Origin of the sequence: Aquisalinus luteolus, assembly GCF_009712425.2 — a bacterium.
GTDB classification, from domain to species: domain Bacteria; phylum Pseudomonadota; class Alphaproteobacteria; order Caulobacterales; family Parvularculaceae; genus Aquisalinus; species Aquisalinus luteolus.
Genome location: NZ_VCJR02000001.1, coordinates 457,024 through 469,121 on the forward strand (window position 1 = coordinate 457,024; position 12,098 = coordinate 469,121).

Consider the following 12,098-nt stretch of genomic DNA (forward strand, 5'->3'; position numbering starts at 1 on the left):
AAGGCTGGAAAAGGATCGGACGATCCTACCGAAGGAGCAAGCGAGCCTCACTCAGGGTCTCGCGGAATCTCTCAGGTCCCGTGACAGCCGGGGCGCTGCTTGAAGGCAGCCATCCCGGAACTGACACTGATGACTGATGAAACCTTGAAGAAACTGCCCCTCGACGCCATCCATCGCGAGCTTGGCGGCAAGATGGTGCCCTTCGCCGGCTATGAAATGCCGGTGCAATATCCGCTCGGCGTGATGAAGGAGCACCTCCATGTCCGCGAGAAGGCGGGGCTGTTCGATGTCTCCCACATGGGCCAGGCGTGGCTGACGACTAAGGCAGGCCCGCTCGGCACGGCAGAGGCACACAAGGCGATCGCCGAGACGATCGAGCAGCTGGTGCCGGGCGAGATCCAGAAACTTGCGACAGGGCGTATCCGCTACACCGTTCTGCTGAACGAGGAAGGCGGCGTGCTCGACGACCTGATGATCACGCGCCCCTCGACCGAAGAAGACCAGGGTCGTCTTTTCCTCGTGGTCAACGCGGCTGTGAAAGACCAGGACTTCGCCCTGATCCGCGAAAAGCTAGGTCACATCGCCATTCTCGACGTGATGGAAGACCGCGCGCTGCTCGCCCTGCAGGGGCCGCTGGCGGCAGAGATTCTGTCAACATTCATTCCGGAGGCGGAGAGCATGCCCTTCATGTCCTCCATCGACACGTTCTTTGACGGCATGCCCATCGGCCTCAGCCGCTGCGGCTATACGGGCGAGGACGGCTATGAGCTTTCGGTGCCAGCGGAGGAAGCCGAGCTGGTCGCCCGCCGCCTGATCGATCATGTTGCTGTCGAGCCCATCGGCCTTGGTGCCCGCGACAGCCTGCGGCTGGAAGCAGGGCTCTGCCTTTATGGCCATGACATGGATACGGCCACCTCGCCGGTCGAGGCGAACCTCAACTTCTCCATCGGCAAGCGCCGCCGCGAGGAAGGCGACTTCCCCGGGGCCGAGCGCATCCTGAAAGACCTGAAAGAAGGCACGGGCCGCCTTCGAGTCGGGCTGAAACCTGAGGGCCGCGCGCCCGCCCGCGAAGGAACGGAAATTCAGTCCCCTGACGGAAAGACCATCGGCACGGTGACCTCTGGCGGGTTCGGCCCGACCTATGGCGGCCCGCTTGCCATGGGTTATGTCGATGCGGCATTCGCCGAAGAGGGCGCGGGCGTCATGCTGATCGTGCGTGGCAAGCCGGTGCCAGCGAGCGTAGTCCCGACGCCGTTCGTGCCCCAGCGCTATTACCGCGGCAAGAAATAAGAGTTTGATCAAGAGGAGCGAGCAATGAAGAAATTTACTGAAGACCATGAATGGGTCAGCGTTGACGGCGATATCGCGACCATCGGTATCACGGCGCACGCCGCCGAGCAGCTGGGCGATGTCGTCTTCGTCGAACTGCCGGATGTAGGCAAGAGCTTCGGCCAGAAAGACGAGATGGCCGTTGTCGAATCCGTCAAGGCCGCATCCGACGTCTATGCCCCGATCTCCGGGGAGATCGTCGAGATCAACAACGACATCGTCGACGAGCCTGCCAAGGTCAATGAAGACCCTGATGGTGCCGCCTGGTTTGTCAAGATCAAGCTGTCAGATGCCTCCGAGCTCGACAAGCTGATGGACGAAGCGGCGTATAAAGAGTTTGCCAAATAAAGACCGGCTGAAGGAAGCAAAGCTGATATGCGTTACCTACCCCTCGACACAGAAGACCGCCGCGCCATGCTGGACGTGGTCGGCGCAAAGGCCATCGACGAGCTGTTCGCCGATGTGCCCGCCGATGCGCTGAACCCGCCACTCGATCTGCCGGATCATGCCGGCGAGTTCGCGGTGGAACGGCAGATGGCGGCAATGGCGGGAAAGAACCGCGCCGCCGGGGCAGGGCCGTTCTTCGTCGGGGCAGGGGCCTACAGGCACCATGTGCCGGCAACGGTCGACCATATCATTCAGCGCTCTGAATTCCTGACGTCCTACACACCCTACCAGCCGGAAATCGCGCAGGGCACGCTGCAATATCTGTTCGAGTTCCAGACCCAGGTCGCGTCCCTGACCGGCATGGATGTCGCCAACGCCTCCATGTATGACGGCTCGACCGCCTGTGCCGAGGCCGCGCTGATGGCCCGCCGCGTCACCCGCCGCGATGGCATTCTCATGTCCGGCTCGCTGCACCCGCATTATGAATCGGTCACGCGCATGAATGGCGGGCTCGTCGGCGGCAAGGCGACCGTTTCCGAGGCATCGCCGGACGGCGCGGACAATGTCATCGACCTGATCAGTGACGAGACCGCCTGCGTCATCGTTCAGACCCCGGATGTTTTCGGCAATGTCGTCGATCTCGAACCCATCGCCAAGGCTGCCCATGACAAGGGCGCGCTGCTCGTCGCCGTGGTCACCGAAGCCGTCTCCCTCGGTGCGCTGAAAAGCCCGGGCGAGATGGGCGCGGACATCGTCGTCGGCGAGGGCCAGTCCATCGGCAATGCGCTGAATTTCGGCGGGCCGTATGTCGGCCTGTTCGCGACGCGCCAGAAATTCATGCGCAACATGCCGGGGCGCCTGTGTGGCGAGACCGTCGATGCCGGTGGCAAGCGCGGTTTCGTCCTCACCCTGTCGACCCGCGAGCAGCATATCCGCCGCGACAAGGCGACGTCGAACATCTGCACGAACTCCGGCCTGTGCGCGCTCGCCTTCACGATCCACATGACCCTGCTGGGCGAGACAGGCCTGCGCAAGCTGGCGACGCTGAACCACGAGGCTGCCTGCGCCACCGCCGATGCGCTGTCCGCCATCGATGGTGTCGAGCTGGTCAATGACGCCTTCTTCAACGAGTTCACCCTGCGCCTGCCGAAGGATGCAGCCGAGGTCGTCGAAGCCCTCGCCGCGAAGGACATCCTCGCTGGCGTGCCCGGAAGCCGTCTGTGGCCGGAGGATGAGAGCAAGCACAACCTCCTCATCGTCGCCGCCACGGAACTGACCCAAGACAAAGATATCGAGGCGTTCGCCAACGCCCTGAAAGAGGTGCTGTAATGTCCATGAACAATCAGGGCCGTCCCTCCCGTCCCGAAGACATCGAGGTCCAGTCGGTCGAGACCTTCACTGGCAACCGTGCGCTGCAGATCGAAGAGGCGCTGATCTTCGAGACTGGGCACATGGCCGCGACTGGCGTCGACCTGCCAGAGCCGAAAGGCACCAGGTCGCGCCTTGGCGGGCTGGAGCGCAAAGGCACTATGAACCTGCCGGGCCTCGCCGAGCCCGAAGCGATGCGTCATTTCGTGCGCCTCAGTCAGAAGAATTATGCCATCGACATGGGCCCGTTCCCGCTCGGCTCGTGCACGATGAAGCACAATCCGCGCCTCAACGAGAAGATGGCGCGCCTGCCGGGCTTTGCCGAGATCCACCCGCTGCAGCCGGTCTCCACCGTGCAGGGCGCGCTGGAGCTGATCGACACGCTCGCCGGCTGGCTGAAGGAGCTGACCGGCATGCCAGCCGTCGCCATGTCGCCGAAGGCCGGTGCCCATGGCGAGCTGTGCGGCATGGTCACGATCAAGGCAGCACTGGAAGCGCGCGGCGAAGCCGAGACGCGTACCCGTGTGCTCGCGCCTGAATCCGCCCACGGAACGAATCCGGCAACGGCGGCCCAGTGCGGCTTCACCGTCGATGCGATCCCGGCCGATGACACGGGCCGCGTCGATATCGAGGCGTTCAAGGCCAAGCTGGGGGACGATGTCGCCGCGATCATGGTGACCAACCCGAACACCTGCGGCCTGTTCGAGCGCGACATCCGCGAAATGGCCGATGCCGTGCACGAAGCCGGTGGCTATTTCTATTGCGACGGGGCGAACTTCAACGCCATCGTCGGCAAGGTGAAGCCGGGCGATCTCGGCATCGACGCCATGCATATCAACCTGCACAAGACATTCTCTACGCCCCATGGCGGCGGCGGCCCGGGCTCCGGCCCGACGGTGCTGTCCGAAGCGCTCGCGCCTTTTGCGCCGATCCCTTATGTGGTCAGCGATGCTGACGGCTTCCACCTCATCGAGAAGCGCAGTCAGGAAGAGGGCGACCATCACAGCTTCGGCCGCATGACTGCCTTCCACGGCCAGATGGGCATGTTCGTCCGCGCGCTGACCTATATGCTGTCCCATGGCGGGGACGGACTGCGCCAGGCTGCCGAAGACGCCGTTCTCAACGCCAACTATGTGCTCGCCCGCCTGTCAGCCGAGATGACCCCGGCTTTCGAGGGCACCTGCATGCACGAGGCGCTGTTCAATGACGACTTCCTGAAAGATACCGGCGTCGGCACGCTCGACTTCGCGAAGGCGATGATCGACGAGGGCTATCATCCGATGACGATGTATTTTCCGCTGGTCGTCCACGGCGCCATGCTGATCGAGCCGACGGAGACGGAGTCCAGGCACGAGCTCGACCTTTTCTGCGATGCGCTACTGTCACTCGCCAAAGAGGCCAAGGCCGGCAAGGCCGACAAGTTCAAGGCCGCGCCGGTGCTCTCGCCCCGCCGCCGACTCGACGAGACCGCCGCCGCTCGCAAGCCGGTGCTGCGCTGGGAGCCGTCAAACGACGAAAGCATGGCAGCGGAATAGGTCATGGCGAAGGGGGCGGTCATGCTGACGGATGAGCAGGCCGCCTTCTGGCAACGCTTCTGCGATGCGACGAGCCATCGCGGCCAGCCGCTCGATTGCGACAGCTTTGGCGGACCTGACATTGCCGACGAACTGCTGATGCTCGTCCTGTCGGGCCGAAAGCGGGCGACCTGCTCCAATGCCTGCTGGGTAAAAAAAGGCTTCATGCCAATGCCGCGTCGCGGCGGCCTGGCGATTGTTACCGACGCCGCAAACAACCCCGCCTGTGTGATCCGCACGGAGAAGGTCACGATCAAGCCCTTCAGGGATGTGACAGTTGCCTTTGCCTGGCGGGAGGGCGAGGGCAGTCGCATGCTGTCGGACTGGAAGCGGGGACACCGCCATTTCTTTCATCGCGAGGCGCTGGAAAACGGCTTTGCTTTCCGCGAGACCGATTTATGTATCTTCGAGGAATTCACGATGATTTGGCAGCCCTGACGGGTTGCGGGAGAGAGAATGGACTGGCTGGCTGACTTTACCGTACGCGGACTGAATATTATTTCCTCCCTCTTCGTGCTCGCCGTCGGTACCGGCGTCCTTGTCGTCATCATCATGTTCTTCCTCGACAAGTTCCAGTCGAAGGATTCCATCCGTCACAATTTTCCCGTCTTCGGCCGGTTCCGGTATCTGTTCAGCCATCTGGGTGAATTCTTCCGGCAGTATTTCTTCGCCCTCGATCGGGAGGAAATGCCGTTCAACCGGTCCGAGCGGGACTGGGTCTACAAGTCTGCTAAGGGCATCAGCAACACCGCGCCTTTCGGTTCCACGCTCAATCTGCGCATAGCAGGCACGCTGATGTTCGTGCCTGCCGGATTTGCAATGCTGGATCGGGACGCGGAGGAATGTCCGCCTGTCATTTTTGGCCCGGATACGGACAATCCCTATGAGGGAAAGTCCATTGTGAATATTTCGGGGATGAGCTTCGGCTCACTTTCGGCCCCGGCGATCGAGGCCTTGTCCCATGGTGCGGCAAAGGCCGGTTGCTGGATGAATACCGGCGAGGGCGGCTTGTCGCCTTACCACCTGAAAGGCGGGTGCGACATCATCTTCCAGATCGGCACGGCAAAGTATGGCGCCCGGGACCATGACGGCAATTTTTCCGAAGAGAAGTTTCGCGAGAACGCCCTTCGCCCGCAGGTTAAGATGATCGAGCTGAAACTTTCGCAAGGGGCAAAGCCGGGCAAGGGTGGTATCCTGCCGGCGGAAAAGGTGACGGAAGAGATCGCGGCCATTCGTGGCATTCCAGTGGGCAAGGCGTCGATTTCGCCCAATCGCCACCCGGAAATAGACAGTTACGATGACCTCCTGGATTTCATCGGCAGGCTGAGAAAACTGAGTGGCAAGCCGGTCGGCGTCAAGACGGTTCTGGGTGATGACAGCTGGGTAGGCGAGCTTTGTGAGGCGATCACCCGTCGCGGCGCTGCCGATGCGCCGGATTTCATCACCCTGGATGGCGGCGATGGTGGCACCGGCGCAGCCCCGCAGCCCTTGCTCGACAATGTCGGCCTGCCCTTGCGCGAATCCCTGCCGATGCTTGTCGATGGCCTGATCCGCAATGGCTTGCGTGAGCGCATCAAGGTGATCTGCGCTGGCAAGCTGATTACCCCGGCTGAGGTTGCGTGGGCCTATTGCGCGGGTGCCGATGCGGTCAACACGGCACGCGGCTTCATGTTCTCCATTGGCTGTATTCAGGCAATGCGCTGCCACACCAACACGTGCCCGACAGGCGTGACCACACACAAAAAGCACCTTCAGGACGGGCTGAACCCTGCCAGCAAGTCCGTGCGCGTGGCCAACTATGTCGATCGTATGAACAAGGACGTCTCGACCATCGCCCATTCATGCGGGGTGTCGCACCCGCGGGCACTGCAGCGGCGCCATGTCAGGATCGTTCAGGGCAATGGCCGGTCGGTCTGCTACAGCGAGCTTTACCCGACCGGCTGACGAGGGCTGCCTTGACATGGCTCAGGGCAGGAAGGGGTCCTCGATCATCTGGGCCGAGCGCAGCCAGAATTCCTCGTCGAAGCCCGGAATTTCCAGGTTGGCGATGAACTGGCGGGCACCGGCTTCCCAGTTGAACTTCATCGAATGCTCGCGGCAGGCTTCCGGGTCGCGGTTCTCCAGCGCGGTCATGCAGGCCTTGTGCAGGTCCTCATCGATACAGCCTGCGCCCGGGGGAGCGTCGGCCATGATCTCGGCCGGGCCACGTACGGGGAAGGCGGCGACGGGCACGCCGCATGCCAATGCCTCGACATTGACGAGGCCGAACGTGTCGGTGCGCGACGGGAAGACGAAGACATCGGCGGCATTGTAGTGCTTGACGAGATCCTCGCCAAAATGCGCACCGGCGAAGTGGACATTCTTGCCCTTGTACTTCACGCGCAGCTCAGCCTCCTGCGGACCGTGGCCGACCAGCACCTTGGTGCCGGGCAGGTCGAGATCGAGGAAATCCTCCAGCGTCTTTTCCACGGCCAGCCGACCCGCATACATGAAGATCGGGCGGGGCAAGTCCTGCAGCACGTCGGTCTCCATGGGCTTGAACACCTTGGTGTCGACGCCGCGCGCCCACAGCTTCATGTTGGTGAAGCCGCGCTCCGTCAGTTCATCCATCAGGCCCGGCGTGGCGACCATCATCGTCTCGCCATGCTTGTGGAAGTCCTTGAGCAGGGCATATCCCCACTCGACCGGAAAGCGGAAGCGCTCATATGTGTACTCGGCAAATCGGGTGTGGAAGCTGGTCGTATAGGGATAGGACCGGCGGCGGCAGAACCGGCGTGCGGCCCGGCCAAGGGGCCCCTCTGTGGCGATGTGCACCGCATCCGGCTTGAAGTCGTTGATCATCTTGGCAACCTTGCGGTTGGGGAACAGCGACAGACGGATCTCCGGATAGGTCGGCATGGGCATCGACTTGAAATCGAGCGGGGTGATGTACATCACCTTGTTGCCCTTGTCGGTCAGGATGCGGCCGAGGGTATCCAGCGTTGTCACCACCCCGTTCAACTGCGGCTTCCAGGCATCGGTCACAATCACGATCTTCAGTCCGCTTTCCGGATTTGGCATCGTGAATTTCTGTTTTGCCCGTGTCAGGCGGGCGACGCCGGCTCCCAGACGGTTCAGGGCACCCTTGCGCTTGGTAGTCGTGGCTGCTTCGCCCTCTGTCATTTTATTTTTTTCGGTCATTCCAACCTTCCGGATGAGTCGTTTTACGGCATAGTACTGTCAAAACAGGTCTCGGCAAATCCAAATTTCATTCGATCAAAATCTCTTAAGTCTAGAATTCATACTGAGTATTTAGCGTATTATTTTACTTAGGTGCCATAAGGTGGACAAATATGCCAAATATCTAAAAATATATGAAGCTTTATGTCTTTGTGCTGTTGCGCCGCAAAATACCTGTCGCATGCGAAGAAAAAGTGAGTAATATCATAATCGACGTTTAGACGTCATGCCCTTCCTGGGCGTTTCCTCCCTATTAAACTTGCCGCGGCTTCGTGCCGCGGCTTTTTTTTGCGCCATGATAGCGCTCCCTCTGGCGGAGGGGGCAAGTTATCTGAGTCTATTCGGCGGCCTGACGCACCGTCAGGGCCCCAGGGTCTATTTTCAGGAAATCGGCAAAGATTGTATTCAGCGCCAAGCGCAATGGAGCAAATCCTGCTGTCCGGGTGATGCGTGTCTCGTCGAGATAAAGGCCCCGATTGATTTCGATCTGCAACACATGAATGCCGCCCGACGGATTGCCGTAATACTGGGTCACATGCCCGCCCGCATAAGGAGAGTTCTGCGCTACTGCATAACCCTGATCGTTAAGGAGGCTTTGTGCGAGACTGACCAGAGCCGGGGAGCATGAGGCGCCATAACGATCCCCCAGCACGAAATCGACGTCGCATTTGCGATGGCGGTTCCAGACATGGCGCGATGGCATGGAGTGGCAATCGATCAGGATGGTGCAGCCGAAACGGTCCATGCATTCATCGATCATCCCTTGCAGAGCTGCATGATAGGGCCGGTAATAATGCTCCAGCCTGCGCTCGCTCTCGGCGAACGGTAATTTCTTGCGATAGATCGACAGCCCGTCGGCGGCAAGGCGGGGGATGACGCCGAACCCGGCAAGGACGCGATTGGAGCGGGTATCGCTGTTTGCTGGCAGCTGGTCAGCGAAGATCAGCGGGTCGAGTTCGTTTTCGGCCCGGTTCACATCGACGAAGGCGCGCGGAAACAGCGCCTTCAGGAAGGGCGCGCCGAGCCCGGGGACCATGTCGACCAGCAGGTCGACATAGCTGTCCTCGGAGCGGCGCAACGTGTGCAGGTCGAGCACGCTGTCTTTCAGGAAGGCGGCGGGATAGCGGCGGCCGGAATGGGGTGAGGAAAAGATGAACGGGGCGGACCATTGGGCAGGTCGCACGATTTCGATCGGTGCGAAACGCTCCTGCATGTCCTGGCCGGTCAGCCTGTCTGTCGGTCGCGAAGCCATGTCTTTGATCTAGCAGCCTTGTGCGGTTTTGACAGCATGTTTTCCGTCGGTTTCATAAAGGCCCCCGTTTGCCCGGCGAATCAATATCGCCAAGCGGATTAAAATGATGGATAGATGTGGGAAAAAGCCTGCCTGCCGACGCCATGAACGGACCGCAATTAAGGGCGTGTTAAGCCTGATCAGTCTATGAAGGGCAGCGAAAAAATCATAATGTCTGTGTGACGACCATTAGAGGGTGACTTGAGTATGGCGGCGATCCTGTTGGCAGAAGACGATGAGAGCATGCGCTCTTTTCTCAAAAAAGCGCTGGAAAAAGCGGGCCATAGCGTTGTCGACGCCGGCCAGGGGGACGAGGCGCTGACCGAATTGCAACTGCGCGAGTTCGACCTGTTGCTTACCGATATCGTCATGCCGGTCATGGACGGGATTGAACTGGCCCGCCGTGCCTCGGAAATCGACCCTGACATGAAAATCATGTTCATCACCGGCTTTGCCGCCGTGGCGCTGAACCCGGCCAACAAGGCGCCGGAAGATGCCAAGGTGCTGTCCAAACCGTTCCACCTGAAGGACCTCGTCAACGAGGTCGACCGGATGATCGCTGCCTGAGACGAGGCCTGGAAATCACACGAATTCAGACAGGGCGGCGAATTTGCCGCCCTTTGTGTTTTGGGACGTTTTTCGGGTTGCAATCGCAAAATCCCCGCGCTAATACCCATCGCTCCGGCGGGCCCTGTCCCGCCTGACCCTCGATGGTGAGTGGGGCGTATAGCTCAGTGGTAGAGCGCTACCTTGACATGGTAGAAGTCCGTAGTTCGATCCTACGTACGCCCACCATCACTTTTCCGGTTTTCCGAAGGAAAATCAAAAGCACCAGTGGTGCTTTTGAAGGAAAATGATGCCCCGGCAGGGGCCTTCGCCTTCGGCTTCGGATGGCGCAGCCATCCGAGGCGATATTGGCGAAGGAGTACCCTCCGAAGCCTTGGCGAAGGGGGGCTGTTTCCCGAATGTACTACGTTTATCTGATCCGCAGTACTTCGAGCCCTGATCAAAAATATGTGGGGTTCACCGAGGACTTACAGCAGCGCCTGAAAGCCCATAATGCAGGTCAGTCCAAACATACCGCGAAATACATCCCCTGGAAGCTTGTCAGCTGCCATGCGTTCGACTCCAAGGAGAAAGCCTTGGCATTCGAAAAATATCTGAAGTCTGGGTCGGGGCAGGCATTTGCCGCCAAGCGCTTCTGGTAGGCCTTCGGCTTCGGGTGGCGCAGCCATTCTCTTGTTGTCATCAAAAACAGATGGCCATGTTGCACTGCAACGTCTAAGGCTCTCCCATGCTGAAAATCACCAATCTCGACTATCGTATCGATGCCCGCCCGCTGTTTGAAAATGCCACGGCCCATATCGCGCCGGGCTGGAAGGTCGGCCTTGTCGGCCGCAACGGCACCGGCAAGTCGACCCTGCTCAGGATCATCCGCGAGGAGATCGCCAACCCGTCGCCGGACAGCTCCGTCAAGATGCAGAACCGTGCCCGGCTCGGCTGGGTCGCGCAGGAGGTCGAGGCCAGCGACGATACCATTCTCGACGTCGTTCTCGCCGCCGATGAAGAGCGCCACCGGCTGATGCAGGAAGTCGAAACGGCGACCGATCCCGACCGGATTTCCGACATCCACACCCGCCTTCTCGATATCGATGCGTGGACGGCGGAGGCGCGCGCCGCCTCGGTTCTGACCGGTCTCGGGTTCACCAATGACGATCTCTACCGTTCGACGCGCGAGTTCTCCGGCGGTTGGCGGATGCGCGCCGCGCTGGCGGGGGTGTTGTTTTCCCAGCCAGACCTGCTGCTGCTTGATGAGCCGACCAACTATCTTGATCTGGAAGGGGCGGCATGGCTGGAAGGCTACATCCAGCGCTATCCGTATACGGTCATTATCGTTTCCCACGACCGCGACCTGCTGAACCGCTGCGTTACACACACCATGGCGCTGGAGCACAGGCAATTGTCTATCTGCCCGGGCGGCTATGATGCATGGCTGAATTTGCGCGCGGCGAAAGTCGCTCAGCTGGAAAGCCAGCGGGCAAAGCAGGAGGCCGATCGCGCCCACCTGCAGGCTTTCGTCGACCGGTTCAAGGCGCAGGCCTCAAAGGCCCGGCAGGCCCAGTCGCGGGTCAAGATGCTGGAAAAGATGCAGGACATTTCCATTCCGCTGGCAGAGCGTACCGTGCCGTTCAGCTTCCCTGCGCCGAAGGACCAGATGTCGCCGCCCATGCTGCAGCTGCATGACGCGGATCTTGGCTATGGCGCCGATGCGAAGATCCTGTCCGGCGTCGACCTGCGCGTCGATCCGGATGATCGCATCGCAATCGTTGGCACGAACGGGCAGGGCAAGACGACCCTCGTCAAATCGATCGCCCGGCGCCTGCCGCTGATGGCCGGCGAATGCACGGCGGCCAGCGCCTTGCGGGTCGGCTATTTCTCGCAGGACCAGCTCGACGAGCTGACCCCTGGCTATACCGTGCTCGAGCATGTCGCAGAGGCGCTGCCAAAGGGGACGCCCGGCGCCAAGCAACGTGCGACGGCGGCGCAGATGGGGTTCTCTAACGAGAAGGTAGACACGCAAGTCGAGAAACTGTCAGGCGGCGAAAAAGTGCGCCTGCTGCTGGGCCTGATGTCGCTCGACAAGCCGCATATCCTGATCCTCGACGAGCCGACATCCCACCTCGACATCGACAGCCGCGAAGCGCTGATCTACGCGATCAACGATTTCAAGGGCGCGGTGTTGCTGATCACCCACGACGTCTTTCTTGCAGAGGCGACCGCCGACCAGCTCTGGCTGGTCAAGGATGGCAGGGCGCGCGTTTACGACGGCGACCTGAACGACTACCGGGCATTGGTCACGCAGGCTGACCGGGGGAAAAGCAAGGTCGCATGAAAATACCCGCGCCATCACAGCGCGGGTATAACTTTTA

The 12,098-nt window shown here is 60.8% G+C and carries 11 protein-coding genes and 1 tRNA gene; 10 read left to right on the forward strand and 2 right to left on the reverse strand.

The window, feature by feature from the left end:
• The first annotated feature begins 129 nt into the window (after nucleotides 1–129).
• From gcvT to FF098_RS02055, 6 genes are read left to right on the forward strand one after another with little or no spacing between them, the layout of a single operon-like run.
• Nucleotides 130–1,290, forward strand: coding sequence for a glycine cleavage system aminomethyltransferase GcvT (gene gcvT, locus FF098_RS02030; RefSeq protein WP_155136673.1), 1,161 nt, complete (start codon nucleotides 130–132; stop codon nucleotides 1,288–1,290).
• Nucleotides 1,291–1,314: 24 nt separating this feature from the next.
• Nucleotides 1,315–1,677: a glycine cleavage system protein GcvH gene (gcvH, locus tag FF098_RS02035; RefSeq protein WP_155136676.1), complete on the forward strand. Its 363-nt coding sequence runs from the start codon at nucleotides 1,315–1,317 to the stop codon at nucleotides 1,675–1,677.
• 27 nt (nucleotides 1,678–1,704) lie between these two features.
• Nucleotides 1,705–3,045 carry an aminomethyl-transferring glycine dehydrogenase subunit GcvPA gene (gcvPA, locus tag FF098_RS02040; RefSeq protein WP_155136679.1) on the forward strand — a complete coding sequence of 447 codons (1,341 nt, stop codon included), beginning with the start codon at nucleotides 1,705–1,707 and terminating at the stop codon, nucleotides 3,043–3,045.
• Nucleotides 3,045–4,619 carry an aminomethyl-transferring glycine dehydrogenase subunit GcvPB gene (gene gcvPB / locus FF098_RS02045; RefSeq protein ID WP_155136682.1) on the forward strand — a complete coding sequence of 525 codons (1,575 nt, stop codon included), beginning with the start codon at nucleotides 3,045–3,047 and terminating at the stop codon, nucleotides 4,617–4,619. The genes gcvPA and gcvPB overlap by 1 nt, the downstream gene beginning before the upstream one ends.
• Before the next feature lie 3 nt (nucleotides 4,620–4,622).
• Nucleotides 4,623–5,096, forward strand: a complete 474-nt coding sequence (locus FF098_RS02050) for an ASCH domain-containing protein (RefSeq protein ID WP_205967338.1) — start codon at nucleotides 4,623–4,625, stop codon at nucleotides 5,094–5,096.
• A gap of 18 nt (nucleotides 5,097–5,114) precedes the next feature.
• Nucleotides 5,115–6,602, forward strand: a complete 1,488-nt coding sequence (locus FF098_RS02055) for an FMN-binding glutamate synthase family protein (protein ID WP_155136686.1) — start codon at nucleotides 5,115–5,117, stop codon at nucleotides 6,600–6,602.
• Between the two features lie 21 nt (nucleotides 6,603–6,623).
• Here the strand turns inward: FF098_RS02055 and FF098_RS02060 are convergent, their stop codons facing one another.
• Both FF098_RS02060 and FF098_RS02065 read right to left on the reverse strand, forming a co-directional pair.
• Complete coding sequence (locus FF098_RS02060; protein WP_229714497.1) at nucleotides 6,624–7,838, reverse strand: glycosyltransferase family 4 protein; 1,215 nt, start codon at nucleotides 7,836–7,838, stop codon at nucleotides 6,624–6,626.
• 376 nt (nucleotides 7,839–8,214) lie between these two features.
• Nucleotides 8,215–9,090: an N-formylglutamate amidohydrolase gene (locus FF098_RS02065; RefSeq protein ID WP_155139313.1), complete on the reverse strand. Its 876-nt coding sequence runs from the start codon at nucleotides 9,088–9,090 to the stop codon at nucleotides 8,215–8,217.
• A gap of 285 nt (nucleotides 9,091–9,375) precedes the next feature.
• Between FF098_RS02065 and cpdR the strand changes: the two genes are divergently transcribed.
• The 4 genes from cpdR (at nucleotide 9,376) to FF098_RS02085 (ending at nucleotide 12,061) form a co-directional block, all read left to right on the forward strand.
• A complete protein-coding gene (gene cpdR / locus FF098_RS02070) occupies nucleotides 9,376–9,735 on the forward strand; it encodes a cell cycle two-component system response regulator CpdR (protein WP_155136689.1) in 360 nt (119 codons plus the stop codon).
• Nucleotides 9,736–9,888: 153 nt separating this feature from the next.
• Nucleotides 9,889–9,963: transfer RNA gene (locus FF098_RS02075), tRNA-Val, on the forward strand.
• A 170-nt stretch (nucleotides 9,964–10,133) separates the two neighbouring features.
• Complete coding sequence (locus tag FF098_RS02080) at nucleotides 10,134–10,376, forward strand: GIY-YIG nuclease family protein (protein ID WP_155136692.1); 243 nt, start codon at nucleotides 10,134–10,136, stop codon at nucleotides 10,374–10,376.
• Between the two features lie 86 nt (nucleotides 10,377–10,462).
• On the forward strand, nucleotides 10,463–12,061 hold the full coding sequence (locus FF098_RS02085) for an ABC-F family ATP-binding cassette domain-containing protein (protein WP_155136695.1): 1,599 nt from the start codon (nucleotides 10,463–10,465) through the stop codon (nucleotides 12,059–12,061).
• The last annotated feature ends 37 nt before the right edge of the window (nucleotides 12,062–12,098 follow it).

Excerpts from the sequence above, each read along its gene's own strand:
- FF098_RS02055 (WP_155136686.1), top strand. The coding sequence starts at position 5,115 with ATGGACTGGCTGGCTGACTTTACCGTACGCGGACTGAATATTATTTCC.
- gcvH (WP_155136676.1), top strand. The coding sequence starts at position 1,315 with ATGAAGAAATTTACTGAAGACCATGAATGGGTCAGCGTTGACGGCGAT.
- FF098_RS02060 (WP_229714497.1), bottom strand. The coding sequence starts at position 7,838 with ATGACCGAAAAAAATAAAATGACAGAGGGCGAAGCAGCCACGACTACC.
- gcvT (WP_155136673.1), top strand. The coding sequence starts at position 130 with ATGACTGATGAAACCTTGAAGAAACTGCCCCTCGACGCCATCCATCGC.
- FF098_RS02085 (WP_155136695.1), top strand. The coding sequence starts at position 10,463 with ATGCTGAAAATCACCAATCTCGACTATCGTATCGATGCCCGCCCGCTG.
- gcvPB (WP_155136682.1), top strand. The coding sequence starts at position 3,045 with ATGTCCATGAACAATCAGGGCCGTCCCTCCCGTCCCGAAGACATCGAG.
- cpdR (WP_155136689.1), top strand. The coding sequence starts at position 9,376 with ATGGCGGCGATCCTGTTGGCAGAAGACGATGAGAGCATGCGCTCTTTT.
- gcvPA (WP_155136679.1), top strand. The coding sequence starts at position 1,705 with ATGCGTTACCTACCCCTCGACACAGAAGACCGCCGCGCCATGCTGGAC.
- FF098_RS02050 (WP_205967338.1), top strand. The coding sequence starts at position 4,623 with ATGGCGAAGGGGGCGGTCATGCTGACGGATGAGCAGGCCGCCTTCTGG.
- FF098_RS02080 (WP_155136692.1), top strand. The coding sequence starts at position 10,134 with ATGTACTACGTTTATCTGATCCGCAGTACTTCGAGCCCTGATCAAAAA.
- FF098_RS02065 (WP_155139313.1), bottom strand. The coding sequence starts at position 9,090 with ATGCAGGAGCGTTTCGCACCGATCGAAATCGTGCGACCTGCCCAATGG.